25 protein-coding genes are annotated in these 24,873 nt (G+C 49.0%); 8 read left to right on the top strand and 17 right to left on the bottom strand.

The genetic code is table 11. The annotated features are described in order from the left end of the window. Positions 1-3: 3 nt before the first annotated feature. A complete protein-coding gene (locus ACYVC2_RS11435; protein ID WP_461102557.1) occupies positions 4-279 on the top strand; it encodes a hypothetical protein in 276 nt (91 codons plus the stop codon). Here the strand turns inward: ACYVC2_RS11435 and serS are convergent. From serS to ACYVC2_RS11405, 6 genes are all read right to left on the bottom strand, one after another. Continuing rightward, positions 276-1,562 (bottom strand): serine--tRNA ligase, encoded by a 1,287-nt coding sequence (gene serS / locus ACYVC2_RS11430; RefSeq protein ID WP_461102556.1) that lies wholly within the window; start codon positions 1,560-1,562, stop codon positions 276-278. The genes ACYVC2_RS11435 and serS overlap by 4 nt on opposite strands. A 135-nt stretch (positions 1,563-1,697) precedes the next feature. Beyond that, positions 1,698-1,832 (bottom strand): nucleotidyltransferase domain-containing protein, encoded by a 135-nt coding sequence (locus ACYVC2_RS11425; protein WP_461102555.1) that lies wholly within the window; start codon positions 1,830-1,832, stop codon positions 1,698-1,700. A gap of 33 nt (positions 1,833-1,865) precedes the next feature. Beyond that, positions 1,866-3,191, bottom strand: a complete 1,326-nt coding sequence (locus ACYVC2_RS11420; RefSeq protein ID WP_461102554.1) for an aspartate kinase — start codon at positions 3,189-3,191, stop codon at positions 1,866-1,868. An 85-nt stretch (positions 3,192-3,276) separates the two neighbouring features. Next, positions 3,277-3,777: a 6,7-dimethyl-8-ribityllumazine synthase gene (ribH, locus tag ACYVC2_RS11415; RefSeq protein ID WP_461102553.1), complete on the bottom strand. Its 501-nt coding sequence runs from the start codon at positions 3,775-3,777 to the stop codon at positions 3,277-3,279. A gap of 123 nt (positions 3,778-3,900) precedes the next feature. Beyond that, positions 3,901-4,596 (bottom strand): tetratricopeptide repeat protein, encoded by a 696-nt coding sequence (locus ACYVC2_RS11410; protein ID WP_461102552.1) that lies wholly within the window; start codon positions 4,594-4,596, stop codon positions 3,901-3,903. 67 nt (positions 4,597-4,663) lie between these two features. After that, positions 4,664-4,906, bottom strand: a complete 243-nt coding sequence (locus tag ACYVC2_RS11405; RefSeq protein WP_461102551.1) for a DUF4926 domain-containing protein — start codon at positions 4,904-4,906, stop codon at positions 4,664-4,666. Between the two features lie 236 nt (positions 4,907-5,142). Here ACYVC2_RS11405 and ACYVC2_RS11400 point away from each other — a divergent pair, with 236 nt between their 5' ends. After that, positions 5,143-7,524, top strand: a complete 2,382-nt coding sequence (locus ACYVC2_RS11400) for a TonB-dependent receptor (RefSeq protein ID WP_461102550.1) — start codon at positions 5,143-5,145, stop codon at positions 7,522-7,524. Positions 7,525-7,622: 98 nt separating this feature from the next. Here ACYVC2_RS11400 and ACYVC2_RS11395 read toward each other — a convergent pair whose 3' ends face one another. Continuing rightward, positions 7,623-8,762: a cystathionine gamma-synthase gene (locus ACYVC2_RS11395; RefSeq protein ID WP_461102549.1), complete on the bottom strand. Its 1,140-nt coding sequence runs from the start codon at positions 8,760-8,762 to the stop codon at positions 7,623-7,625. Between the two features lie 128 nt (positions 8,763-8,890). On the opposite strand from ACYVC2_RS11395, the gene ACYVC2_RS11390 reads away from it, so the two are divergent. Next, complete coding sequence (locus ACYVC2_RS11390) at positions 8,891-9,562, top strand: TVP38/TMEM64 family protein (protein ID WP_461102548.1); 672 nt, start codon at positions 8,891-8,893, stop codon at positions 9,560-9,562. Positions 9,563-9,582: 20 nt separating this feature from the next. On the opposite strand, the gene ACYVC2_RS11385 is transcribed toward ACYVC2_RS11390, so the two are convergent. Beyond that, entirely contained in the window at positions 9,583-10,383 is an 801-nt protein-coding gene (locus tag ACYVC2_RS11385; protein WP_461102547.1) for an alpha/beta fold hydrolase, read from the bottom strand. Between the two features lie 30 nt (positions 10,384-10,413). Between ACYVC2_RS11385 and ACYVC2_RS11380 the strand changes: the two genes are divergently transcribed. The 3 genes from ACYVC2_RS11380 to ACYVC2_RS11370 all read left to right on the top strand — a co-directional run bounded on the left by ACYVC2_RS11380 (position 10,414) and on the right by ACYVC2_RS11370 (position 13,252). Continuing rightward, a complete protein-coding gene (locus tag ACYVC2_RS11380; RefSeq protein WP_461102546.1) occupies positions 10,414-10,869 on the top strand; it encodes a MaoC family dehydratase in 456 nt (151 codons plus the stop codon). Between the two features lie 114 nt (positions 10,870-10,983). Further along, positions 10,984-12,153 (top strand): acyl-CoA dehydrogenase, encoded by a 1,170-nt coding sequence (locus ACYVC2_RS11375; RefSeq protein WP_461102545.1) that lies wholly within the window; start codon positions 10,984-10,986, stop codon positions 12,151-12,153. 172 nt (positions 12,154-12,325) lie between these two features. Continuing rightward, positions 12,326-13,252: an AraC family transcriptional regulator gene (locus tag ACYVC2_RS11370; protein WP_461102544.1), complete on the top strand. Its 927-nt coding sequence runs from the start codon at positions 12,326-12,328 to the stop codon at positions 13,250-13,252. Positions 13,253-13,323: 71 nt separating this feature from the next. On the opposite strand, the gene ACYVC2_RS11365 is transcribed toward ACYVC2_RS11370, so the two are convergent. The 5 genes from ACYVC2_RS11365 to ACYVC2_RS11345 all read right to left on the bottom strand — a co-directional run bounded on the left by ACYVC2_RS11365 (position 13,324) and on the right by ACYVC2_RS11345 (position 16,049). Next, the gene (locus ACYVC2_RS11365; RefSeq protein WP_461102543.1) at positions 13,324-13,764 is read right to left on the bottom strand and encodes an energy transducer TonB; all 441 of its coding nucleotides are present in this window, start codon (positions 13,762-13,764) and stop codon (positions 13,324-13,326) included. A 3-nt stretch (positions 13,765-13,767) separates the two neighbouring features. Further along, positions 13,768-14,517, bottom strand: a complete 750-nt coding sequence (locus ACYVC2_RS11360; RefSeq protein ID WP_461102542.1) for a phosphoglycerol geranylgeranyltransferase — start codon at positions 14,515-14,517, stop codon at positions 13,768-13,770. Further along, positions 14,501-15,022 (bottom strand): hypothetical protein, encoded by a 522-nt coding sequence (locus ACYVC2_RS11355; RefSeq protein WP_461102541.1) that lies wholly within the window; start codon positions 15,020-15,022, stop codon positions 14,501-14,503. The genes ACYVC2_RS11360 and ACYVC2_RS11355 overlap by 17 nt, the downstream gene beginning before the upstream one ends. A gap of 89 nt (positions 15,023-15,111) precedes the next feature. After that, positions 15,112-15,528, bottom strand: a complete 417-nt coding sequence (locus ACYVC2_RS11350; protein WP_461102540.1) for a phage holin family protein — start codon at positions 15,526-15,528, stop codon at positions 15,112-15,114. A gap of 134 nt (positions 15,529-15,662) precedes the next feature. After that, entirely contained in the window at positions 15,663-16,049 is a 387-nt protein-coding gene (locus ACYVC2_RS11345) for a TraR/DksA family transcriptional regulator (protein ID WP_461102539.1), read from the bottom strand. 331 nt (positions 16,050-16,380) lie between these two features. Here ACYVC2_RS11345 and ACYVC2_RS11340 point away from each other — a divergent pair, with 331 nt between their 5' ends. Together ACYVC2_RS11340 and ACYVC2_RS11335 are read left to right on the top strand one after the other, a co-directional pair. Beyond that, positions 16,381-17,655 (top strand): Glu/Leu/Phe/Val family dehydrogenase, encoded by a 1,275-nt coding sequence (locus tag ACYVC2_RS11340; protein ID WP_461102538.1) that lies wholly within the window; start codon positions 16,381-16,383, stop codon positions 17,653-17,655. 81 nt (positions 17,656-17,736) lie between these two features. After that, positions 17,737-18,402 carry a phosphatidylserine decarboxylase family protein gene (locus ACYVC2_RS11335; protein ID WP_461102537.1) on the top strand — a complete coding sequence of 222 codons (666 nt, stop codon included), beginning with the start codon at positions 17,737-17,739 and terminating at the stop codon, positions 18,400-18,402. A 42-nt stretch (positions 18,403-18,444) separates the two neighbouring features. On the opposite strand, the gene ACYVC2_RS11330 is transcribed toward ACYVC2_RS11335, so the two are convergent. From ACYVC2_RS11330 to ACYVC2_RS11315, 4 genes are all read right to left on the bottom strand, one after another. Further along, positions 18,445-19,251 carry an SMP-30/gluconolactonase/LRE family protein gene (locus ACYVC2_RS11330; RefSeq protein ID WP_461102536.1) on the bottom strand — a complete coding sequence of 269 codons (807 nt, stop codon included), beginning with the start codon at positions 19,249-19,251 and terminating at the stop codon, positions 18,445-18,447. 283 nt (positions 19,252-19,534) lie between these two features. After that, positions 19,535-20,632 (bottom strand): alginate O-acetyltransferase AlgX-related protein, encoded by a 1,098-nt coding sequence (locus ACYVC2_RS11325; protein WP_461102535.1) that lies wholly within the window; start codon positions 20,630-20,632, stop codon positions 19,535-19,537. 38 nt (positions 20,633-20,670) lie between these two features. Further along, a complete protein-coding gene (locus ACYVC2_RS11320) occupies positions 20,671-22,110 on the bottom strand; it encodes an MBOAT family O-acyltransferase (RefSeq protein ID WP_461102534.1) in 1,440 nt (479 codons plus the stop codon). Positions 22,111-22,155: 45 nt separating this feature from the next. Continuing rightward, positions 22,156-24,450, bottom strand: a complete 2,295-nt coding sequence (locus tag ACYVC2_RS11315; RefSeq protein ID WP_461102533.1) for an ATP-dependent helicase — start codon at positions 24,448-24,450, stop codon at positions 22,156-22,158. Positions 24,451-24,873: the final 423 nt, after the last annotated feature.

The raw sequence follows: 24,873 nt of genomic DNA, 5'->3' as shown, positions 1-24,873 counted from the left end.
GGTATGGAAACGAAACTGAGTCAACCCGATTTTTTTGTATCCGACACGGCTTTTCGAGCAGCCATTGTTCCTGGTAAATTTGTTCGGCTCGAGTACCTGACGGATTTAAACGAGTTTATCAAAACCGACGTGACGATCCGGCAACTTGTCCATGAAAATGGTGCAGAGCGGCTCGAACTAGCCAACGGTGATGTTATTCCGCTCGATCGTGTCATTAGCGTTTCTGGCAGGTTATCGCCCCGCTATCCTGGCTACGGCAATTACTCCTGCGACTGTTAGTCGATTATATCGAACCCGCAGTAAGGTACCAGGACCTTTGGAATCCGGATGCCTTCCGGCGTTTGATTATTTTCCAGAATAGAAGCCAGAATCCTCGGAAGCGCTAGCGCAGACCCGTTCAGGGTATGCAGCAGCTGCATTTTTGCCGGTCCGTCGCCCCGGTCGAGTTTCGCACGTAGTTTGAGCCGGTTTGCCTGATAAGTTTCGAAATTCGACACCGAGCTTACTTCCAGCCAGCGCTGCTGAGCCGCCGACCACACTTCCATATCGTAGGTCAGGGCCGACGTAAAGCCCATATCCCCTCCCGACAGACGTAGTACCCGGTAGGGAAGTTCCAGCTTTTGCAGAAGCCCTTGCACGTGCTGGCTCATTTCTTCCAGTGCTGCATACGAGTTTTCCGGCTTCTCGATTCGGACAATCTCGACTTTATCGAATTGGTGCAACCGGTTCAGACCCCGTACGTGAGCGCCCCAGGAACCCGCTTCCCTACGAAAACAGGGAGTATATCCCACATTTTTTACAGGCAACTGGTTCTCCGAAAGAATAACATCGCGGTAAAGATTCGTGATTGGTACTTCGGCCGTGGGAATCAGATATAGCTTGTCTTCCGTCACGTAATACATCTGCCCTTCTTTGTCCGGCAGTTGGCCCGTTCCGAAACCCGAATCTTCATTCACAACGATCGGCGGTTGAACTTCGAGATAACCTGCTTTCAGTGCTTCGTCGAGGAAGAAGTTGATCATTGCCCGCTGGATCCGGGCTCCTTTCCCTTTGTACACCGGAAATCCCGCCCCCGAAATCTTAACGCCCAGTTCAAAATCGATGATGTCGTATTTTTTGATCAGCTCCCAGTGGGGTTGCGCTTTATCATGAAGCGTCGGTTTTTCGCCTTGTTCGAGCACCACTTCGTTATCCTCCGCCGTACGACCTTCCGGAACGCTGCTGTGAGGAATGTTCGGAATGGTTACTAAAACCGCCTGCAAATCGCTGTCGAGTTGCCGGAACGTATCGGCTAATTCTTTTGATCGTGCTTTCAGAACCGCTGTTTCGGCTTTAGCCGCTTCGGCCGCTGCCTTATCACCCGCTTTCATCAGCGCACCGATCTGGCCCGCTTTAGCGTTGGATTGGGCCAACGTATCATCCAGTTCGCGTTGTGTATCCCGCCGTTGCTGATCGAGCGTGAGCGCCTGCTCTATAATGGTTTCAGCATCAGGGAAATGCCGCTTACGCAGACCGGCTAGTGTGATTTCTTTGTTATCGCGGATAAATGGAATCTGAAGCATCAGTTTGTATCGATTAGACGTTTAGTAACGTCAATAAATTCTTCGGTTAGTGGCAAAAGAGGAACGACATCTTCTTCAGTGAATATCGCGAAATCTTCATAGTCGCTTTGAAGTAACGATTTACTTCTAGATCCGTCAGCCCAAAAAATCCCAGTCAGAATCCTCGCGGGCATCTCCCCGCGCCCGTGACCCAAACAGCCATACCTCAGCGTTCGGATCAATCGCCATGACGCTCCGTTTTACTTCCTGTAAGAACTGTTCGTTTGTCATGGCTGAGACGTTAGTGATCAGACAACTACAAAGTTATAGTGAAAACAACCCGTCGTTCAGTGCATTTAGCGCTTCTGCCTTGTATCGACCATGTATCAGCAGCGACAGATTGCTCTCAGTGCCACCATAGGACACCATACGGATCGGAATATTCTTCATGGCGTTGAACACCCGAACAGCAACGCCTTCGTTATCAGCGCTGAAATTACCGACGATACAAATAATCGTCTGCTCATAATCGGGTTCTTCCAGCGTGCAGAATGCGCTTAGTTCGGCTTTGATATCGTCGATACGCTCAGTATTGTCGATTGTCACCGAAACCGAAACCTCCGACGTGGCAATCATGTCGACCGGAGTTTTATACTTTTCAAAAATCTCGAAAATACGGCGCAGAAAACCGTAGGCATTCAGCATCCGGGTCGAATGAATGTACAGGGCTGTAATGCCATCTTTAGCTGCAATGGCTTTAAAGACCTCACTTGACGTGCGGTCGGCAATCAGCGTTCCGGGAGCACTGGGCTCCATCGTGTTTTTCAAGCGCACGGGTACCCCAAACATACGTGCCGGTGTGATGGTCGATGGGTGCAGAATTTTCGCACCGAAATACGCCAGCTCGGCCGCTTCATCGAACGTTAGTTCGCGAACGGGAAACGTGTTTTTAACAATCCGGGGATCGTTGTTGTGCATCCCGTCGATATCGGTCCAGATCTGAATTTCCTCGGCTCGGATGGCACCTCCAATCAGCGACGCGGTATAATCGGAGCCACCCCGTTTGAGGTTGTCTACTTCGCCACGCGGATTCCGGCAAATAAAGCCCTGCGTAACAATAATCTGCTTTTCATCGTGCCGGGGCAGCATTTCAGCCAGTTTCTGTTCCGTAAACTTGATTTCAGGTTCATTATCCGCATCAATCCGCATGAATTCCAGTGCGGGCAACAAGGTCGATGCCACGCCTTCTTCTTCCAGATAGGCCTGAAACAACTGCGTACTTAATAACTCACCTTCGGCTACCAGTTCTTTTTCCTGCTTCAGGGTGAAGGGCTTTATACCCATCAGGGAGCTAATAAAAGAAAACTCTTTGTTTACGATGGTCTGTCCGGCGGCTCTACCATCCGATGTTTTGTAGAGTTCGGCAATAAACGCATCATAATGCGTTTTCAGCCCATCAATTTTAGCTGCGGCATCCGCGTCGTTATTGGCTTTCAGCGATTCGCCGATGGCCAACAGGGCATTGGTAGTGCCAGACAAAGCCGATAAAACGACGACCTTACGGGTATCGTCGGCAGTGATTAAGGTACGGATCGACTGCATACGTTCGGGTTTACCGACCGACGTGCCGCCAAATTTCCAGACGTGCATAGTTATTTGTGAATGAGCGAATGAGTGAATGTGTGAATAGCGTAACAGAAATTATTTGCTCATTCTATCATTCACTCATTCAGAATTAGAACTTACTATAAACCTGTTGTTGCAAGCCAATCATCTTAATTGCAGTAATAGCCGCTTCGTCGCCTTTATTGCCATGTATCCCGCCTGCCCGGTCGAGCGCCTGTTGCTGATCATTTGGGGTTAGCACTCCGAAAATAATCGGCTTTCCGGTTTTCAGCCCCACGTTGGTCAATCCCTGAGCGACGGCGTGGTTAATGTAGTCGTTGTGTTTGGTTTCGCCCTGAATGACACATCCCAGGGCAATAACGGCATCGATATCGTCGCGCTGGGCAAACCACTGAGCGCCTAAGGTTAACTCGTAGCTACCTGGTACATTACCCCGGATGATATTTTCGGCTACGGCCCCATGCTGAAGCAGGGTCTGATAGGCACCCATGAAGAGGGCCTCGGTCACTTCCGCATTCCATTCCGAGACAAGAATGGCAAATCGGCGATGGCTTACATCGGGTAGAGCGTCTGTCGAGAAGACACTGAGATTTTTTAAATCAGATGCCATTGGTCTGAACTGTACCGGTAGCCCGGTAGGTTTATGTGGTTTGACTTATTTCTGGCGGGCTAGTCAATAAAAAAGGACAAAACTTGGTCGGTTTTGTCCTTTGTGTGTTCGAGTGCTATACACTTATGACTGACCGACCATCGTTTCGAGTACGGATTTGTACTTCTTGGCGTTGACAGCCTCAGCCGATTGTGGGTATTTTTCGATCAGTGAACCGTAGGTTTCGATAGCCTTATCATTTTGCTTGGCCTGCTCCTGCGCAATAGCCAGTTTCAGCAAATAACCGGGCGTGAAGAATTTGTTCGGCTTGTAATCGGCCGCTTTCTGGTAGTATTCGCTGGCTTCGTCGAAGCTCTTTTTTTCCATGTAGGCATCGCCGATGAGCGCATAGGCACGACCCTGCACCAGCAGATCCGAGGAACTGAAGCTCTTCAAATGCTCGATCGCTTCGTCGAATTTGCCTTCCTTCAGCAAGCCCGCTCCAGCATAATATTCAGCCAAATTTCCTGCAGGTGTCGAACCGTAATTATCCGCAATCGACAATAAACCGGCACTTCTGCCATCGCCATTGAGTGCTTTTTTTACCGAATCGGCTTCCATTTTATAGACCGACGGAAACATTTCCGACTGTGCCGTTTCATCCTGAGTGCCTACGTAATACCGGTAGCCGACATAGCCAACCACCAGCAAAAGGATTCCACCCAGCACACCTAAAACAATGTTTCGGTTCTGCTCGAAAAAATCTTCAGCCCGCTCAAACTGACCAGCCAGCGCGTCCGGGTCTTCTAAAAACTCCATTCCGGTGTTCTTCTTACTCATGCTTTTGCAATTTGGACTGCAAAATTAGGAATATTTAGCATAGCGGAAAAGCGTAAGCCTCAAAAGTTTACGAATCATTTAATTCCTGCACGGCAGTATCGCGCACAGACAGAACCTCGGATGGGCGCACCGGGCGAATCTGGTGCGGAAGCAAGATTTCAACGGCAAGAGCTTCGCCCGTCAAGGTAACAAACTCAACCTCGAATGCTTTCCCTTCAGGATATACGGTTAGAATGGTGCCCAAGTCGCCTGCTTTCAGGCGTCCGTCGGCAACGTCTTCCTGCAACACAACTAAATCAAACTCATTCATACGTGACTACATGGGTTTTAAAGAAGAAACGTATGACGGAAACTCTTGTTTTGTTAAATTTAAATTAACTTTGCGCCCGCTAATCTTAAATAAGGGGTGCCCTAATACAACGGGCTGAGATTATACCCATTGAACCTGCGCAGGTAATGCTACGAAGGGAACTGGATTTCTTTACTTTATACACTAACTAACAAAAGGTAGGATTGGCCCCTTGCCTATCGTCACGCTTTTTCGTCATGAAAAAACCGACGACCTATCTTCTTACCCTGATAGTGCTGTTTGCATTGTCAGGCCTGCCCGCCTGGGCACAATTTACCATCTCCGGGACCATCAACGATGCCGATGGAGGGCCATTACCGGGTGCCGCTGTTGTTCTGGACGGCACTTATAAGGGCACATTTACCGATGCTGGCGGCAACTTTCGGCTGACAAATGTAAAGCCGGGGCCAGTAATCCTGCGGACTTCATTGCTGGGTTTTCAGACGCAGACGAAAACACTCGATCTGACGCAGAACGCGACGGTTACGTTTATACTGGAAAAAGCGGCTATTGCTGTGGACGAAGTGGTGGTCAGTGCTACGCGCGCCAATCAGAAATCGGCGATCGCTTACACCGACGTAACACGCCGGGACCTAGACAAGCTGAATCTGGGTCAGGACATTCCGCAACTGCTCAATTTTACCCCATCCATCGTTACCACCTCAGATGCGGGTGCTGGCGTAGGGTATACGGGTATTCGCATTCGGGGCTCTGATGCGACACGGGTCAACATAACTCTGAATGGAATTCCTTACAACGACGCCGAGTCGCAGGGTACGTACTTTGTCGACATGCCCGACTTTGCTTCGTCGGTCAGCACCATTCAGATTCAGCGGGGCGTTGGTACGTCGACCAACGGGGCGGGCGCATTTGGGGCGTCGGTCAATATTCAGACAAACAAGCTGGAGGAAAAGCCTTATGCCGAAGTCAATCTTTCGGGTGGCTCTTTTGGCACGCGTAAGGTAACGGTACTGGCCGGAACGGGGTTGCTGAACAAGCATTTCGTATTGGATGCCCGGCTCTCTAAAATTCATTCGGATGGCTATGTCGACCGGGCTTTTTCCAATCTGGGATCGTTCTACATCTCCGGCGGTTATTATACCAAAAAAAGTTTCTTTCGGCTAAATGTCTTTTCGGGTCAGGAACAAACGTATCAGTCGTGGGGCGGAGTACCGGAAGACCTCCTGAAGACAGACCGGACCTACAATGTGTATACGTACGACAATGAAACGGACAATTACCAGCAGGATAACTATCAGCTTATTACGTCGCACGAACTAAGCCGGAACTGGCGGCTGAACGTATCCGGATTTTATACCCGCGGGAAAGGGTATTATGAACAATACCGGCCGAACGACTCATTCAGCAGTTACGGCTTACCCAACGTCTTGATTGGTGATTCGACCATCAGCCGAACCGACATCATCCGTCGGCGCTGGCTAGCCAACAATTTCTATGGTACCGTCTTTTCACTGGATTACAATAGCTTCGGCAAGTTGACGGCTAACATTGGCGGGGGCTGGAACAAATACGATGGCGGCCACTACGGTGAGATTATCTGGGCACGCGTGGCTGGCAATACCGACATCCGGCACCGGTATTATAACGACGATGCCACTAAAACCGATTTTAACCTGTACTCAAAAGCGTTCTATCAACTGAGCAAATCCCTGAATGGGTTTGTCGATGTGCAAATCCGGCGGGTAGATTATTCATTTCTGGGCTTCAACAGCCAGCTACAGAATGTACAGCAGGAGGCCAGTCTTACCTTTTTTAACCCCAAAGCGGGGTTAACGTATTCCATCAACGACCGCAGTACAGCATACGCATCGGTCGGCGTCGGTCAGCGCGAACCCAACCGCGACGATTATACCCAATCGACTCCGCAAAGCCGCCCGAAATCCGAGAAGTTGATCGATTATGAAGTGGGGTATAAAATTCAGAATACGCACCTGGCCTTTACCCTCAATGGTTACTACATGAATTACCGCAACCAACTGGTGCTGTCGGGCCAGTTGAACGACGTAGGTGCCTACAACCGGGTTAATATCCCGGCTAGTTACCGGGCCGGGATAGAACTGGAACTCGGTGCTCAGCTAATGAAACAGCTTCGCTGGAATGCGAATGCAACCTTTAGCCATAACAAGATCAAAAACTTTACGGAATACCTCGATAATTTCGATAATGGTCAACAGGACGCCCGTCGATACAGCGAGACCGATATTTCTTTTTCGCCGAATGTAATTGCCGGATCGCAGCTGATGTTTACAGCCGCAAAAGGGCTGGAGTTGAGCTTACTGTCGAAATATGTCGGGAAGCAATACCTGGACAATACGTCAAACGATAGCCGTAAACTAAATTCCTACTTTACGAACGACGTCCGGCTGATTTACACCTTGAAACCTAAATTTGCTCAGGAAATTGCCTTTACGCTATTGCTGAACAATGTTCTGAATGAACTGTATGAGTCGAACGGCTACACCTACGCTTATGTTTCGGAAGGCCAGGTAAGGGCGGATAACGGTTACTATCCGCAGGCCGGTCGCAATTTTCTGGCCGGAGTACGGGTCCGCTTCTAAACCGAGATTTGTATGATTTAGGTGACCGTATTTTATGGAGAATCAAAGTCGGTCACCTAAATCATACAAATCCTGCCGGGCCGCCGATGCGGTTCTGACTAGCCAATCGCCTGTTCCAGGTCCTGAATCAGGTCTTCGACGTCCTCGATACCGACGCTGAGCCGAATGAGTGTGTCTTTCAGGCCGTTTCTGATGCGCTCTTCTCGGGGAATACTGGCGTGCGTCATGCTGGCCGGATGGGTACACAATGACTCCACCCCACCCAATGATTCGCCAAGCGAAAATACCTCGAAACTCTCCATAACACGAACCGCTTCGGGCATCGAATCGCCTTTCAACTCAAAAGATACCATACCCCCAAAGCCACGCATTTGCTGCTTTGCCAGTTCGTGTCCCACGTGTGAAGTCAAACCAGGATAATACACCTGACCCACTTTCGGATGCCGCTGCAGGTATTCGGCTACTTTCATCGCATTCTCGCAATGCCGCTGCATGCGGACGTGCAGGGTTTTGATTCCCCGCAATACCAGAAAACAATCCTGCGGTCCCGGAACTGCCCCGCAGGCATTTTGAATAAACGCCAGTCGCTGGGCGGTTTCATCATCGTTCAGGATAATAGCGCCCATGACCGTATCGGAATGTCCTCCCAGGTATTTGGTTACCGAGTGCATGACGATATCGGCACCCAGATCGAGCGGGTTTTGCAGATAGGGTGAGGCAAATGTGTTATCGACCACCAGTTGAATGTTACGCGATTTGGTAATGGAGGCAATAGCCGCAATATCGACCAGGCGCAACAGCGGATTCGTTGGGGTTTCAATCCAGACCATTCGGGTTTCGGGCGTAATGGCCGCTTCCAGATTGGCCGGGTTATCCAAACCGACAAATTTGAACCGCAGGCCAAACTCCTGAAACACGCGAACCATAATCCGGTATGTTCCTCCATACAGGTCATTGCTGGCAATAATTTCATCGCCGGGTTTGAAAAGTTTCAGGATGGCATCTGTAGCGCCTAAACCTGACGAATAGCAAATTCCGTGTTTACCGTTTTCGAGCGCAGCCAGATTATTTTGCAGGACTGTTCGCGTTGGGTTTTGCGTACGGGCATATTCGTATCCTTTGTGCTTTCCCGGCGACTCCTGCACATAGGTAGAGGTTTGGTAGATAGGCGTCATGATGGCGCCTGTCGTTGGGTCCGGCGCAATACCGGCATGGATGGCTTTGGTTCCAAATTTCATGCTCAAATGTAAGGAAAGTAGACTGGAGATATGCTTTGTCGGCCAGCGTCTTAAGAGTAAGCAGCCCAGGCGGAGCGTAAAGTTTATGTTGTCTAAAACCACGGCCTCGGTTTGCCGGTTTGGTAATCGTGAAGAAAACCTTTCTTAAAAATATCACTGGCCCTGCCATCGCAGGCATCATATTATCCGCCACGCCGATCGTTTTTACGTCTTTACTAACGTATTACGCCATCGTTTATGAGCGTATAATTGCGGGCTTTACAAGCTGGCAATGGGTACTCATTACGCTTATCTGCACGCTCACCTCGGCGGGTCTGACTCCACCTACCATGCTGGCGCTGATCTTTGGATATTTTCTGGGCTGGCAGGCCGTTCTGCCTCTTTTCGTAATTAATTTGGGAGGGATTCTTTTCATCAACCTACTGGTTCGCTGGTTCGATCATGATCGGTTTCTGGCCTTTATTCAGCAAAACCCCAAGGCTCAGTCGGTACTGGGTCGTATCCTGAACAACGAACTGGAAGTGATTTTTTACGCCAAGCTCTCCCCTATTCTACCGTTTGGCCTGACAAATCTGGTCTTTGCTTTATCGGGAGCAAAACTCCGGAATATTTTACTGGGCGGTTTTCTGGGTATGACTCCGCGCACGTTGCTGGCGATCTGGTCGGGCCACGAAGCCCATGCCATCAAAACGCTGCTAGAAAACCCAAACCAGAGTGCCTGGACGCAAATCATTGTGATCGGCTTGGTGGTCGTTTCTATCGTGGGGTTATGGCATGTTATCCAGAAATCCTTGAAGTAGGTCAGACGATCAAAACTCATTTACGCTAGCTGTTGGGCGGTCAACTCAATCAGCCGATTATGGCCTGTCTGCAGAATCGTCAGTTTATATCGCTTAAGCCGATTCACTAAGGGAAGAACATAAGCCCCCGGTACGATCCGATCAAAAGCACCGGTGAAAAGATGTACGGTTAGCCCGCTGTTATTTAAGACCCGGCTGATATGGTTCAGATCAGGCCGGATGCATCGGAACTGGGTCCAGCTCTGGTACACTCGTTGGCGCTGGTCGGGCGTACTGAGCGAAACGTCGATGAAACGCAGGATCGTCCGATTCAGTAAACCGAGACGAGCCAGAAAATAGCCGAGCGCATACAGGATCGGTAAATGCCGTAAGACGTATCGGAATAACTGCCGCCCTAAAGCCGACCCGGTTGCTAACTCATACCATACGTTTCGGGTAATGCCATCTGGGGCAATCAACCAAAGCTGATCAAGCCGGTCGGCAAATCCTTCTGCTGTCGCCAGGGCAAATCGCCCGCCCAAACTAAAGCCTACGAGTGCGAACCGGTCGACATGCTGCGTTTCTAAAAAAGTACGTATCAGCCGCTCCCAGTCCATTTTAGCCAGTGGCCTTACGCCAGCATACTGGCTGTTTCCATGAAAGAATAAATCGATGGCAAAAACGGTAAACCGCTCACCGAGGTACTTTTCCAGACAGGAATAAGCCTGACCAGTTTGCCCAAATCCATGAAACGCCAACAGCACAGCCGAACCTTGTCCAAACTTTCGGTAAGCGATTGAATTACCTTCGTAATGAAACTGATAAACGTCGGTTGCAGTCATACCCTTAAAGTTGCATAAACCCTGATAACGATGCTAACGTTTACGAACCTTACCGAATTCGCGGCCTATTCAGGTCAATCGCTCGGCGAAACAGCGTATTTACCCATCACCCAGGAAATGGTCGATCAGTTTGCTCTGGCCACCGGCGATTATCAGTGGATTCACACCGACCCGGAGCGCGCTTCGCGCGAATCGCCGTATAGAACCACCATTGCACATGGCTTTCTGACGCTATCGCTGGCCCCAAAACTTCTGGCCGAATTATATAAAGTTGATTCGGTAAAGATGGGCATCAATTATGGCGCTAACAAAATACGATTCACAAACGCCGTGTCTGTCGGCAGTCAGTTGCGGCTGAAGGCCTTTTTACAGGAGGTAGAGCCGCAGGGAAACGGGATCAGAACTATTATCAACTGTATTTTCGAGATCGAAGGGCAGTCGAAACCAGCCTGTGTTGCCGAATTGATTACCCTAATGTTCGAATAGAGTTATTTTCAACTGCTGGCCTAACCGTATGCATGCATACGGTTAGGTAACTTTTTCTTAATTTTACTTACCCGCGAAATTTTACTCAAGGCCAGTTATAAATTTTGACGTCCAATGGCAACGGTAACACAGGAATTACAGGGATTGAATTTTAATTTATCGGAAGAACACCTCGCCGTGCAGGAAGCCGCTCGCGATTTTGCCCGGAATGAGCTATTGCCAGGCATTGTCGAACGGGATAATGAAGCCCGGTTTCCGGCGGAGCAAGTTAAACGCATGAGCGAACTTGGCTTTATGGGCATGATGGTTTCAGCTGAATATGGTGGCGGAGGCATGGATACCGTCTCTTACGTACTTGCGATGGAGGAGCTTTCCAAAATCGATGCCTCGGCTTCAGTAGTGATGTCGGTGAATAACTCGCTGGTCTGTTACGGGCTGGAAGCTTATGGAACCGAGGAGCAAAAACAGAAATACCTCACCAGACTCGCAACCGGACAAATTATTGGTGCCTTTTGTCTTTCGGAGCCCGAAGCTGGTTCGGATGCCACTTCGCAAACAACGACTGCAGAAGACAAAGGCGATTATTACTTGCTGAACGGCACCAAAAACTGGATTACAAACGGTAATTCGTCGAGCGTTTGTCTGGTCATTGCGCAAACTGACCGCGAAAAAAAACACCGGGGCATCAATTGCCTGATTGTTGAAAAAGGAACACCCGGCTTTGTGGTGGGTAAAAAAGAAGACAAAATGGGAATCCGGGCCTCTGACACACATTCGCTACTTTTCACCGACGTTAAAGTACCCAAGGAAAACCGAATTGGACCCGATGGGTTTGGCTTTAAATTCGCCATGTCGACGCTCAACGGTGGTCGGATCGGTATTGCCGCTCAGGCATTAGGCATCGCGGCTGGAGCTTACGAGCTGGCGTTGAAATACAGTCAGGAACGAAAAACATTCGGAAAACAAATCTTTGAACATCAGGCAATTCAATTTAAGCTGGCCGAAATGGCGACTAAGATCGAAGCCGCGCGGTTACTGGTATACAAAGCGGCCAGGCTTAAAGATGAGCAGAAAGATTATGTTCAGGCAGCTGCCATGGCTAAATTATTTGCTTCAGAAGTAGCCATGTGGGCCACTACGGAAGCCGTGCAGATCCACGGAGGCTACGGTTACGTGAAAGAATTCCATGTAGAGCGGCTAATGCGGGATGCGAAAATCACTCAGATTTACGAGGGTACGTCGGAAATCCAAAAATTGGTTATTGCCCGCGAGCTCATCCACTGAGTATTTTCCTGGCAAAATAGAATTTTTCTGCAACGATAGTGCGTATGCAATGTGTATACGCACTATTTTTTTTATTTTTTGGAAACTTTTATACTTTTATTAGTTTTGTACAAATTATTAGTTTTGTGCAACTTTGCCCGAGGGCAGGCTTCTAGAAATTTCCCTTTCAGCTATGGAAGATTACAATAAAATAATCGAATCGTTGGGCGTAAAGTTTATCAAGGCCCGCAATATTCGGATTTTACAGCCGATCACCATCAAAAATTTCTATGACGTTGAGAATACGTTACTGATTTTATACAATGGCGAAGTATCGATCGGTGATGAAAAAATAAAAGTTGATGTAGGTGATATGCTGTTTATTCCGGGAGGTAAGCATGTTACCGTTACCTACGGCGACCCATCCAATCCGAAAACCGTCTCGAATGAAGAATTCATGACGCACCGCGAATCGTACTGGGAAGGAAATCACGATCCTAAATTAATCGGTCATTTGCCTAATTCCTTTGGGTACGTGTCGTTCGAAGCTAAAGTATTCGATTCGGTTAATTTCTTCAATTCGCTGGACGTCCCCCCGTTCATCATCAAGCGGGAAGAGCATCTGGCCACCACCATCGACCAGATTCTGGCCGAAGATATGACCGATCTGGCGGGTAAAGGCCGAATCATCAAGATCAAAACTGAGGAGATCGTCATTGAGGTCGTTCGTTATATCCTTAAAAATCACCTGTTTGTCGAGCAATTAGTTACAAACAGCACATACTTTAAAGATCCACGTCTGATCGACATTTTCGCCTATATTAAAGAAAATCTGGGCGGAGATCTGTCGAACAAGGTGCTGGCGAACGTGGCCAACGTTTCCGAAGATTACGTTGGGCAGTATTTCAAGATGTTGACCGGCATCAATCCGCAGGATTACATTGAATATCAACGCATGGAAGCGGCTGTAGGGTTGTTGCGTACGAGTAAGAAGAGCATCCGCGCCATTGGTGCGGAGGTGGGTTACAAGGATACTGCTTATTTCTGCCGTCGCTTTAAGATGATGTTCGGAATACCGGCCGGTAAGATGCGCCGGCGTGAATCGCTGATGAATGTATAGAACCCATAAAATAAAAAAACGGCAGAAGTGACAACTACACTTCTGCCGTTTTTTTATTGCCTGACTCAGTATCAATAAGGCATGTGTACTTCAATAGGAAGCGTATAAAAAACCGATACGGGCTTACCACCCACTTCACCCGGCCGCCAGCGGGGCATTTTCTCGACGGCCGAAATAATCGATGTCATGTATTTGTGCATGCCTTTTTCCAGGCTTTTCTCAATGGGTTTTGTCACTACCCGCGCATCATGCACATACCCTAACTCGTCAACGATAAACTTGGCCGATACAGCGCCGATGGAAGGCCCATTCCGTACTAGTGCACTTGGGACTTTTATCGTTTCAGCCAGATATACACCCAACGCTTTGCCTCCCCCCGGAAACTCAGGCTGGCGCTCAGCAACCGTATAAACTTTTGAACCAGTGGATTGCCCTATAGCTTTTGCGCAGAAAACGAGATTGCCGCAGACCAGGCTGATTCCACACCATAAAATGAAAACTAGGCGATTCATAACTTAAGCTTGGAAAACCGATTGATTAAACTCCCGAACAATAGTCGATAATTCCGGTAGTAGCTCTGGGTTCTGCTCGATACCGTTGCCCACTACGACCACATCGGCCCCGGCTTTCAGCGCTTCGTAGGCTCTTTCGCCCGAATTGATTCCTCCACCCACAATGACAGGCAAGTCGACAACCGCGCATACGGCCTCGATCATAGCGGGCGATACGGGTCGTCGTGCTCCGCTACCCGCATCCAGATACATGAGTTTTAAGCCAAGCATTTCACCCGCCATAGCTGTGCAGGCAGCTACACTCGGTTTATCGTGTGGCAAAGGCATGGTTCCGCTAACATACGATACCGTCGTTTGCGTGCCGCTGTCGACGAGCATATATCCCGTTGGTAGAATCTCTAAACCGCTTTTTTTAAGCAAGGGAGCTGCTATGACGTGCTGACCGATTAAAAATTCTGGGTTTCGGCCGGAAATAAGGGAGAGAAAAAGAATAGCGTCGGCCGACGGCTCAATATGGAGTGGGTTAGCCGGAAATAAAATAATGGGCGTCTGACAGTGCCGACGAATAGCAGCAACTACTTCTTTATGAACGTAATCAGTTACCAGGCTACCGCCCACGAAAAAAAAGTCGACAGGAAAAGTGCTGGTTCTGCGTAGCAGGTCAGAAAGCGCGTCTTGCTCGATCTTATCCGGATCGAGCAAGACGGCAAGGGCCTTGCGGCCGGAAAGTTTATACTCACGAAGTATAGTCAACAGGTTCGGTCGAGGCCTGTTGATGGTAGTCTGTTGGTTCGGCAGTTGGATTGATGGCATTATTAGAACGGATGCGGGCTAAAAATCCGGTAAGCTGCTCGCGGGCAATATTGGTTAAAACAGAGGTTAATATACCACCAATTAACCCACTTGCGGCTGCCGACTTTTGTACTTTATTCGCATTCTGCTTTACTGCTTTATACTTTGACGGCAAACCATCAGCTTCGTCATCGTCGGTTTCGTCCTCATCATAGTCAACGTCGTCGGGCTCACCGTATTTTTCGGCATACCGATACTCGTCTGACTTAGGCAGAATGGCATTAACGACCAAATATACGGCGAAAGCGGCACCTGCAACAAACGCAGCCGTCTTACCAACGTCGACAGCATCCTCTTTAATCGACTCAACGCCATCATTAATTGAGGTTTTGAACCGTTCCGTGGCAGCCATCAATTGAGCCCGTCGGGCTGTAGTATCCGCAAATGGCACTTTTGGATCTTCCATTGTACTTGTTTTGAATTCGTGTAAAGTGAATACGTAAAATATGTTTAGGCCGCTGTTTATCAACAACAAATGTACGGTTTACCCGTAGCCTAACGCCCGGTATTACTCATGGAAGCTCGTGTCTGAGCCATCAGTTCTTCAACAGCTTCCGACTTTTCTTCCTGTTTCTTTTCCTGACTCTTCTTGATAGCGCTATAGGCCATTACCCGGATTTTCGATTTAAAGAAATCTTTAGCGCCCATCCATAAAATACTTAACAACAGAAAAAAAGCAGCTACTATTAAAAAACCCATATACCGGCTCTCCGTTACCTCGTTTAAATAAGCAGCCAGCAGAATAAATAAAAATATGATTGTCATCGTGCCCAGCAGCGCCAATACAATGCCATGAATACCAACCACGACACCTTCTTCGAGCTTCGCCCGGCTTTCGAGGGTGAAAAGTTCAATGCGGGCTTCCAGGTAACGGAATATATTCTCACGAACTTCTTCCAGACGTTCCAGCATAATTGTAAACAGTTAAATTTCTCTCTAGGCTATCTACAAAAAAAGTACTGATTTGTTTTAAGAAACCCGTAAAAATAAGAATAGCTTCACAGCCTAATGCTATGAAGCTATTCTTCAGATATTGAGTGTATAATCTATCGAGCCTGACGTAGTTTGGCCTCAATAGTCTGTTGTGTGTGCGGAACGGCGCGCAGGCGCTCTTTAGGAATCAGCTTACCAGTATCTTTGCAGATGCCATAGGTTCCGTTTTTAATGCGCACCATGGCTGCGTCCAGTTGCTGAATAAATTTCTGAAGGCGAGCCGCCAGTTGGCTCAAATTTTCCCGTTCGCTGGTGTCGGCACCATCTTCCAGCAGTTTGGAGTTGCCGGATGTATTATCAGTGCCGCTATCGTTTCGTTTGCTAAGCGTTTCTTTGATGTAGTTCAGCTCACTACGAGTGGCATCGAGCTTCTGACTGATCAGTTCCTCAAATTCCTTTAAGTCTTCTTCCGAATAACGCTTTTTCTCTTCCTGAACCATACCAAGTACGTACGTTAGATGGGGTACTTTGTTTAAGCCACAAAATTAATAGTTTATAATCGTTATTTCAATGCATTTCTTAAGCAGAAGTACTTTTTTCTAAATCTTATCGAATTGTTCATTACCCATTTCACGAATGATTATTCGGAGCAGAGTATACTTTATAAAAAACTGTTTGGTAATCATAATCAGAATAGACAAATCATATGGTTTGTTAATTTTATATTAATCTTAGAAAAAATATACCTTTCATAATATTATGATCGATTTAGTAAGTTTGCGCGACACTTCACAGCAAAATTTGTTTTAATAACGAAGTTAAAGTAAGATCATGGCCTATATTGAACCTGCTCCAATAAACGATAAAGAAAATCCTTTGGAGTCTATGATGTCGCGTTTCGATGCGGCTGCCAAACTGTTAGGCATTTCAGACGAAATGTACGATATCCTGAAAGTACCCGCCCGACAGGTTATCGTTGGCTTACCGGTTACCATGGATAACGGCACCATCAAAGTATTTGAAGGATACCGGGTCATTCATTCCAATATTCTTGGTCCGGCTAAAGGAGGCATTCGACTCGATCCGGCCGTCAACCTCGACGAAGTTCGGGCCTTGGCGGCCTGGATGACCTGGAAATGTGCCGTTGTCGATATTCCGTACGGCGGAGCCAAAGGCGGAATTGCCTGTAATCCAAGAGAAATGTCGGCCGGAGAAATCGAACGACTCATTCGACAGTATACGGTTGCTATGCTTGATGTAATTGGCCCCGACCGCGATATACCGGCTCCCGATATGGGTACTGGGCCACGCGAAATGGCCTGGATCGTAGACGAATATTCCAAATCGAAAGGGATAACGGTAAATGGCGTAGTGACGGGTAAACCGCTCGTGTTGGGTGGCTCGCTGGGTCGTACGGAAGCAACTGGCCGTGGGGTAACCGTAGCTGCCCTGGCTGCCATGGATAAGCTGCGCATGAATCCCTACCGCACAACGGCGGCTGTCCAGGGATTTGGCAACGTTGGCTCGTTTGCGGCTGAACTTCTTCATGAACGCGGGGTTACGGTTGTGGCCGTCAGTGACATTTCGGGCGGTTATTACAACAAAAACGGTATCGATATAACGGCGGCCGTTGCTTACCGAAATTCAAACAAAGGCACGCTGGCCGGGTTTACTGGTGCAGAACCCATATCGAATGACGAACTGCTGGCGCTGGCGGTAGACGTGTTGGTGCCTGCTGCCAAAGAAGACGTCATTACAGAAGACAATGCCGCTTCGATTCAGGCTAAAATGATTGTAGAAGGAGCCAACGGTCCTACATCGGCCAGTGCCGACGAAATCATCAATAGCAAAGGCATACTGGTTGTACCCGATATTCTGGCCAATGCAGGCGGGGTCACAGTTTCTTACTTCGAATGGGTTCAGAACCGGATTGGGTATAAGTGGACACTGGATCGGGTCAACCGACGCGCCGACCGGGTAATGAAAGATGCCTTCGACCGGGTCTTCGAAACATCGCAACGCTACCAGGTTCCTCTGCGATTAGCCGCTTACATTGTTGCGATCGATAAGGTGGCCAGTACTTATAAATACCGGGGAGGTTATTAGAGCTTAAGTTTGTAGTTTGTAGTTTGTGGTTGTTCTTTTGCGGCTAGACTACAAACTATAAACTACAAACTGCGTATTGAAATGCGTTTACACCGAGAGGGAACTACCATAATGATTACGACAGGGCTGGTACTGCTGGCTCTGAATTTACTTGCTTACTATTATCTATTTTCCGATAATTCAACGGCCATTATCCTGCTGGCCATTGTCAGTCTGATTCTGTTTATCCTGATCGTTCAGTTCTTCCGCATTCCTACCCGGCAACTGACAACCGGCGACTTACAGGTTATTGCTCCTGCTGATGGCAAAGTAGTGGTCATCGAAGAAACGACCGAAAGCGAGTACTTTCAGGACCGGCGCCGACAAGTGTCTATTTTTATGTCTCCGCTAAACGTACACGTCAACCGCAATCCGGTGTCGGGTATTGTGCGGTATTTCAAATACTTCCCGGGTAAATACCTGGTTGCGTGGCATCCTAAATCAAGCACGGAGAACGAACGTACCACAGTAGTCATTCAGATGGCCAACGGTGCCGAGGTGCTGCTGCGGCAAATAGCCGGCGCAGTGGCCCGGCGCATTATCTGGTACGTAAAAGAAGGACAGCCGGTGAAACAGGGCGACGAATTCGGTTTTATTAAATTCGGTTCGCGCGTCGACGTGTTCCTACCACTCGACGCCGAAATTAATGTAAAGATCGGTGACGTAACCAGAGGGGGTGTCACCGTTCTGGCGCATTTGAAAGGCTAGCTGCTGACGGGCTTTAATGGGGCTGATGGTCGTTCGAACGGATCAGATCGGGATGCTTAGCAGTTCGCCACGTTCGGTTTCCGTTACGATCAGCCCTAATTCGCCCGACGGATCGAACGTACAATTGGAAGGGTTTTGCCCCGGCAGCCGAATATCACGTACAAACTCACCCTCGGCCGAAAATACCCGAACGAGACCGGCTCCGTATACAGCCACGTACAGATTTCCATCTGGCCCAACCGCCATGCCATCCGGACCGGGTACAGGGCCAGCCGTTGGGTTTTCGATCACATTTGTCCAAACCCGAATGGCTTCCCAACTGAGCCCCTCGGCATCCCAATAACCGCTCCAGATTCGCTGCTGATGGGTTTCCGCAATTAACAGCGTCTGTCGATCAGGAAATAACGCCAGGCCATTCGGGTATTGCAATCCATCGGCGATCACTTCGACGGAGCCCGCCGGGGAATAAACCACTACATAGCCGTGTTCACTGCCATCGGGCGGACCGGGGCAAGTTACGATCAGGTTGTTATCGTCGTCAAAAAGTAGATCGTTTGGACAGTTGAGCGGCTGCCCACTGACTTGACTGATTACGGTTTCTATGGATTCGGTTTTAATGTCCATACGCCGAATCGAGTTGTACCCCGAGTCGCAGAACCAGATAAAACCCTGATGGCAAATCAAACCGTTTGGCTTTCCGCCGGTATAAACCTTTTTAGTAGTGCCATCAGCTTTTCGACAAAATATGCCTTCGCCTTCCTGCTCTACGCACCACAGATTTCCGAAGGCATCAAATTCGGGGCCTTCCGGGAAACGAAGGCCCTTTACCAGTATACGTACTTCATCCATGACTCTTAAGCGTTGAGTTGCTAACCATTACCACAAAATATACCATACAGCATAACTGACTTACGGTATAAAATCGACCATTCACGGCAACCACCATCAATAAAAGAAAAGCTACATATTTTTGTTTATAAAATTTAATTTTTTCGCCACAAAAGACTCAAAATCAAATGCTTAACATTACCTCATAAATTAATTTATTAGTTAGCATATAGGCATGCCAAACTGGTAAACAAGGTATCAATCCGCCGGTGACAAGACTGGTCATGAAGACTTGCAAAGCAGGTTAGAACGTTGCCAGCCTATCAATATTCCGCTCTACCACCTCGATAACGACAATGTCCGGCCGTTCGGCCTGCAGCAGAGCAGTATCCATTTTACTGTCGCGAATAAAAAATGACTCCCGAAAATAACTGGGCAGAAACTGCATCATACTGTGGCTAAAGGAATCGCCGATGAATAACAGGCGATCAGACCCCGAGCCGGAAAAGCGCGTGGATGGAAAGTCGAATTTAGGGTCTTTGATTATTGCCGTCTGTTTGGCGGTCCGCTCGGTAGATGGCGTAATCAGGTAATATACAGGGTCTTTCATTTCCTGTTGCAGGGTAAGCATCGTTGTCAGATCTCCACCCAGGCCGCGCTGCTTTTCGATATGGTAATCTGCGATGCGAACGGGGGGCAGTTCGGGTCGATCGCGTCGGATACGATTCAGCAATGCTGCGCAGCCGATCAGGGTTCCGTAATCGTTCCAGTGTGTATCCGTCTGATAATAGACAATGTGATCGCGTTTGGCAGTCCAGAGCGTATCCCGAATGTCGACGAAGGGCACTTTAGTTTTCCGCATCGCCTGCTGAAGCACATCCAGACGGGAAGGTTCGGGGCTCACGGATAAATGATCAGGTAAGTTCTCGGGATAGATTGTCTGAGAGTCGGGCGCAATAAATACATACAGCCGGATACCCCGTCGTGCTAATTCCTGCTGACGGAGGGCAAGATGATTCGCGATCAGCCGAGCCGAATCAGCCGATAGCGGCACTAACCCCCGGTGCTGGTTCATAATGTTGTTGTAGCTGTTACCAAGGTAAAACCAGCCTTTTTTACCAACGATCACTTTTTCGGGTAAGGGCGACTCCCCCAGAATGTTAAACTTCCAGCGGCTGTAGGCATAAAATAGCGCATTTCGCCAACCGAAGTTTTCTTTATAGTAACGGTCAAACTGGCGAGCAAAACTCCGGACATGTGGAAAATTGACCGGCGGCATTTCGCTTAGCTGTCGGTTTTCGGTACTACTGAACCGCGATGAAAGCCCCAACAGTTGATCGAGCGTTGGTAATAACAGCAGTACAGCGAAAACAAAAGCCAGTATACGGGTATGGAATTGCATAGTTTATTCGGTCCGGTCAACCTGATTCATCGATCAAGTTAAAACCGAAAATAAATAAATGGATTATAGGTATCGGCAGCCAGGTAGGCCACCGCCATGACAAATAAACCCACCAGCCCTAACACGTACGCGGTATCAAGCGTCAGCCGGGCGGGCGTGGTTACGACGCGGGCCAATAGGCGGTGCCAGAAGGTCTGAAACCGGTGGTAAACTGGAGTGGCTAACACGAAACCAACGGCCAACGACACCAGCACTTCGGTATTCATAAAATAAGAAACCGGAAAAGCCGCCCGACCAACCGTACCGAAACCTGCCATTTTCTGCAGGTAACCAACAGCCGATGCCAGATCGACAGCCCGAAAAAATACCCAGCCGATCAGTACGACAATCAGGGTATACCCATGCGCGATGGGAGGCCATATACGCTCCAGCCGTTTACCCAGACCCGCCCGCTCGATCAGCAGAAACAGACCGTGGTATAACCCCCAAAGGATGAAATTCCAGCTGGCGCCGTGCCAGAGCCCCGTCACAAAAAACACGATCAGCAGGTTCCGATAGGTTCGTATTTTACTTCCCCGGTTCCCCCCCAGTGGGATGTACACATAATCGCGAAACCAGCTCGATAGGGAGATGTGCCAGCGTCGCCAGAAGTCCTGTATTGACCGAGCAATGTAGGGATAGTTGAAATTTTCTTTAAAATCGAAGCCTACCATCTTACCCAGCCCGATAGCCATGTCTGAATAGCCCGAAAAATCGAAGTAAATCTGGAGCGAGTAAGCCACAATGCCCAACCAGGCCGTAGCCGCCGGATAGCTGCTGGGAGGAGCATTGAAAATAGTATCGGCAACCCCGGCGAATGTGTTGGCCAGTAGTACTTTCTTGGCCAGGCCAATGATAAACCGTTCGGCCCCGATGCCGAATTTTTCGATGGTCACCGTTCTGTCGGCAAGCTCCGGCGCGATGTCGGCATACCGCACGATAGGTCCCGCAATCTGGTGCGGAAACATAGCTACGTAGGTGCCATAATCCAGAAAGCTCCGGTTGGCTTTAATACGTCCCCAGTAAATATCGAGCGTATAAGAAATCCCCTGGAACGTGTAAAAGCTAATACCGATCGGTAGCGCAATCTGCGAAATGACCAGATTATCGGCAACCGGAAGCATAAAAGCTTCGGCAAATCCGCGTACCGAATCGACCAGGAAATTGGTATATTTATAATAAAACAGCAGAGATAAACTTCCGACTAATGACAGCCAAAGTCCGGCCTGTCGCCGGCCGGACTCAACCAGCCGTCCCGCCATAAAGTTGATCAACGCCGACAGCAACAGAACCAGTACGACCGGTCCTTCGCCCCAGGCATAAAACAACAAACTGGCCCCGAACAGAAAGGCATTATGCCACCGCCGGGGCAGTAAGTAATAGAGAATCAGGAAAAAAGGTAAGTACAGAAATAAAAAAATGGCCGAACTAAACAGCATATCGACAAGCAATAGGTCGGGCCAAAGTTACTACAAAACGTAAACTCATTGCACCACCCGCAACTTTGCGAAGCTCAGCAGCAGGACTTTCTCGCCCGCCTGCTCAAACTGAATGGTCGCCTTTCGCTCGGTACCGTTCACGTCGACCTGCTTTACGGTGCCAAAACCAAATTTGGCATGCTCGACCCGCTGACCAGCGGCCAGATTGGCTGTACTGGTCGGAGCAAAATCGCTGGATGGCGTATGCGCGACGGTCGGCTGAGGAGCCTGCGAACGTGCGGTTCGTTGCGCCAGCGACCGGACAAAAGCCATGGACCCCGTCGAGGTGCTCTCACTTCGGTCGCGTTCGGGTCGGTCGAAATCCAGCCGGCTCGGCGCCGACCGCAACTTCGACAGCTTCATGTATTTCTGATCGATTTCCATCAGGAACCGGCTGGGTTCACACATTTTCAGGCGGCCATAGTGATAGCGTGTCTCGGCATACGACACCGACAGCCGCTTTTCGGCCCGGGTAATGGCAACGTAGAACAGGCGACGCTCTTCCTCCAGATCGTTCCGGCTTTCGAGCATCATCTGACTCGGAAACAGGTCTTCTTCCAGCCCAACGATATGTACGTTCTTAAACTCCAGTCCTTTAGCCGCGTGAATGGTCATCAGCGTCACTTTATCGTTGTCGCCGTCATCTTCTTTTTCGTCGGCCGTGGTCAGCAGGGAAACCGACTGAAGAAATGCGCCCAGGCTTTTATCGTCGTTATCCGGATTATCGACGAATTCCTTGATGGCGTTTAGCAATTCCTGCACGTTTTCGTAGCGTGCCAGCCCTTCGACAGTCTTGTCGTCGTAAAGCTCCTTGAGCAACCCCGACGCTTTGGCAATATGTGAAGCTACCTCAAACGCATCTTTTTTGTCGAGCAGGAGTTTAAAGCTTTTGATCAGATCGGCAAATCCTTCAATGGCAATCCCGGCCCGGCCAGCCACGTGCTTGCTGATTTCGGATACAATCTCCCAGACGGAATCCTGTTTCTCAGCCGCTATCACACTGATCTTCGCCACGGTCGTGTCGCCGATCCCCCGCTTGGGCAGATTGATGATCCGCTTGAAGGCTTCTTCGTCCTGCTGATTGACTGTATAGCGCAGATACGCAATCAGGTCTTTAATTTCTTTCCGCTGGTAGAAGGACAAACCACCGATGATCCGGTATTTAATACTGACTTTGCGCAACGCTTCTTCAAACGCCCGCGACTGCGCGTTAGTCCGGTACAAAATTGCGAAGTCGTTGTTTGTCAGCGATTCGTTCATCTTGGCCTCGAAAATAGCCGAAGCGACCAGACGTCCTTCTTCGTTATCCGACGATGCTTTGATGACGTCGATCAACGGCCCTTCTTCATTATCGGTAAAGACGTGTTTTTCCAGCTGGTGCTTGTTTCGGGCAATAATGGAATTGGCAGCCTCGACGATGGTTTTTGTCGAGCGGTAATTCTGCTCCAGCTTCACGATCTTGACGTTTTCTTTGCCATAGTCGCGCTGGAAATTCAGAATATTTTCGATGTTGGCCCCCCGGAAGGCATAAATGCTCTGCGCATCGTCGCCTACAACGCAGATATTCTCGTGCACAGCCGCTAGTTTACGGGTAATGAGGTACTGAGATACGTTGGTATCCTGAAACTCATCGACCATCACGTGCTGAAACTTATGCTGGTATTTGTTCAGGATGTCCAGATGATCGCGGAACAGCACGTTCGTATTGAACAGCAGATCATCGAAGTCCATCGCATTGGCCTGAAAACAGCGCAGGGCGTACTGCTTATAAATCCGGCCGATGTGCGGCATCCGGGCCGATTCGTCGTCGGCCTGAATGACGGAGTTGTTCAGGTAATCGTCCGGGCCGATAAGCCGGTTTTTAGCGCCCGAGATCCGCCCGAAAACGCTGTTGACACGGTACACCTTATCATCCAGCCCCATTTCCTTGACGATGCTCCGCAGCAGTGACTTCGAATCGTCGGTGTCGTAGATGGAGAAGTTACTGGTATAGCCAATGGCTTTGGCTTCGATACGCAGAATTTTCGCAAAGACGGAGTGGAACGTGCCCATCCAGATATTACGGGCTTCCGTACCGACTACCTTTTCGATCCGGTTGCGCATTTCGCCGGCAGCTTTGTTGGTAAACGTCAGCGACAGGATTCGGAACGGATCGACGCCGTTTTCGATCAGGTAAGCAATGCGGTAAGTCAGTACGCGCGTCTTACCCGAACCAGCCCCCGCTATAATCATCAGCGGACCGTTGCCGTGCATGACAGCCTCCCGCTGGGGTTCATTTAAACCAGAAATATAATCAACCATTTAGCTCGTCTCTATCCCTCTACAACAATCAAAACTACGAAATAATTTGGTTGAGGACATCCCCCAAAGCGGTAACTTTGACCAGGAACCGACTTGTGTAGCGCCGGACTTACAACGCCATCTTTAGTATTTCCAACTCACCCAAAAACTGTCGATACGCTTCCGGTGAAGTCCATGTGTAAAGGAATCGATTCCGTTTCAACCGCACTGGCTATATCCGACTTTCAATTTTGTAGTGATGGATCTGTTTGCCCAAACTAGCCGCTCTCCTATTCACCAAAACGTCTTTTTTATTTGACTATAACGAAGATAGAACCTCGTTTACGTATCCTTACTCATTCGCGGACAACCTCAGGAACCCTACAAATCAGGCATTTAAGACCCGTATAGACAGGGGTTAAGAAAAAACCCCAAAGAAACGCG

The organism is Spirosoma koreense (genome assembly GCF_054777875.1).
Note: the sequence above shows the minus strand (reverse complement) of the source record. Positions and strands in the feature narration are given on the sequence as shown.

Coding starts and splice junctions, on each gene's coding strand:
- ACYVC2_RS11325 (WP_461102535.1), bottom strand. CDS start 20,632: ATGCAATTCCATACCCGTATACTGGCTTTTGTTTTCGCTGTACTGCTG.
- ACYVC2_RS11405 (WP_461102551.1), bottom strand. CDS start 4,906: ATGAATGAGTTTGATTTAGTTGTGTTGCAGGAAGACGTTGCCGACGGA.
- ACYVC2_RS11400 (WP_461102550.1), top strand. CDS start 5,143: ATGAAAAAACCGACGACCTATCTTCTTACCCTGATAGTGCTGTTTGCA.
- ACYVC2_RS11350 (WP_461102540.1), bottom strand. CDS start 15,528: ATGCTGGAACGTCTGGAAGAAGTTCGTGAGAATATATTCCGTTACCTG.
- ACYVC2_RS11365 (WP_461102543.1), bottom strand. CDS start 13,764: ATGAATCGCCTAGTTTTCATTTTATGGTGTGGAATCAGCCTGGTCTGC.
- ACYVC2_RS11385 (WP_461102547.1), bottom strand. CDS start 10,383: ATGACTGCAACCGACGTTTATCAGTTTCATTACGAAGGTAATTCAATC.
- ACYVC2_RS11340 (WP_461102538.1), top strand. CDS start 16,381: ATGGCCTATATTGAACCTGCTCCAATAAACGATAAAGAAAATCCTTTG.
- ACYVC2_RS11330 (WP_461102536.1), bottom strand. CDS start 19,251: ATGGATGAAGTACGTATACTGGTAAAGGGCCTTCGTTTCCCGGAAGGC.
- ACYVC2_RS11395 (WP_461102549.1), bottom strand. CDS start 8,762: ATGAAATTTGGAACCAAAGCCATCCATGCCGGTATTGCGCCGGACCCA.
- ACYVC2_RS11315 (WP_461102533.1), bottom strand. CDS start 24,450: ATGGTTGATTATATTTCTGGTTTAAATGAACCCCAGCGGGAGGCTGTC.
- ACYVC2_RS11425 (WP_461102555.1), bottom strand. CDS start 1,832: ATGACAAACGAACAGTTCTTACAGGAAGTAAAACGGAGCGTCATGGCG.
- ACYVC2_RS11370 (WP_461102544.1), top strand. CDS start 12,326: ATGGAAGATTACAATAAAATAATCGAATCGTTGGGCGTAAAGTTTATC.
- serS (WP_461102556.1), bottom strand. CDS start 1,562: ATGCTTCAGATTCCATTTATCCGCGATAACAAAGAAATCACACTAGCC.
- ACYVC2_RS11375 (WP_461102545.1), top strand. CDS start 10,984: ATGGCAACGGTAACACAGGAATTACAGGGATTGAATTTTAATTTATCG.
- ACYVC2_RS11410 (WP_461102552.1), bottom strand. CDS start 4,596: ATGAGTAAGAAGAACACCGGAATGGAGTTTTTAGAAGACCCGGACGCG.
- ribH (WP_461102553.1), bottom strand. CDS start 3,777: ATGGCATCTGATTTAAAAAATCTCAGTGTCTTCTCGACAGACGCTCTA.
- ACYVC2_RS11320 (WP_461102534.1), bottom strand. CDS start 22,110: ATGCTGTTTAGTTCGGCCATTTTTTTATTTCTGTACTTACCTTTTTTC.
- ACYVC2_RS11335 (WP_461102537.1), top strand. CDS start 17,737: ATGCGTTTACACCGAGAGGGAACTACCATAATGATTACGACAGGGCTG.
- ACYVC2_RS11380 (WP_461102546.1), top strand. CDS start 10,414: ATGCTAACGTTTACGAACCTTACCGAATTCGCGGCCTATTCAGGTCAA.
- ACYVC2_RS11345 (WP_461102539.1), bottom strand. CDS start 16,049: ATGGTTCAGGAAGAGAAAAAGCGTTATTCGGAAGAAGACTTAAAGGAA.
- ACYVC2_RS11435 (WP_461102557.1), top strand. CDS start 4: ATGGAAACGAAACTGAGTCAACCCGATTTTTTTGTATCCGACACGGCT.
- ACYVC2_RS11420 (WP_461102554.1), bottom strand. CDS start 3,191: ATGCACGTCTGGAAATTTGGCGGCACGTCGGTCGGTAAACCCGAACGT.
- ACYVC2_RS11355 (WP_461102541.1), bottom strand. CDS start 15,022: ATGGAAGATCCAAAAGTGCCATTTGCGGATACTACAGCCCGACGGGCT.